We start from the raw sequence: 249 nt of genomic DNA, 5'->3' as shown, positions 1-249 counted from the left end.
CATCCATCGCCGCGCCCTGCGCCGCCGACATCCGCGCCCGCACCGCGGCCATCCCGTCCAACCCCGCAGCCACCGTGACCCGACGCTCATCGAAGGCAGCCTGGCGGCGCCGCTTGATCGCCGCGGCATCAACCTCGGCGACCAACCCGTCGACGGCATCGCGCACCAACCTGCGCGACCACCGTGCCCACCCGCGGATCCGCTCCGCCAACGCCGCATCCAGACGCGCCATGTGCTGCTCAGCCACCA

At 73.1% G+C, this 249-nt stretch carries 1 protein-coding gene; it reads right to left on the bottom strand.

The window, feature by feature from the left end; all coding sequences use genetic code 11:
* On the bottom strand, window positions 1–232 hold a 232-nt coding region (locus tag BST38_RS28875; RefSeq protein ID WP_237160962.1), incomplete at its 3' end, for a DUF222 domain-containing protein.
* Between the last annotated feature and the right edge of the window lie 17 nt (window positions 233–249).

Origin of the sequence: Mycolicibacterium parafortuitum (genome assembly GCF_002086815.1) — a bacterium.
In the GTDB taxonomy this organism is placed as follows: Bacteria; Actinomycetota; Actinomycetes; order Mycobacteriales; family Mycobacteriaceae; genus Mycobacterium; species Mycobacterium parafortuitum.
Note: the sequence above shows the minus strand (reverse complement) of the source record. Positions and strands in the feature narration are given on the sequence as shown.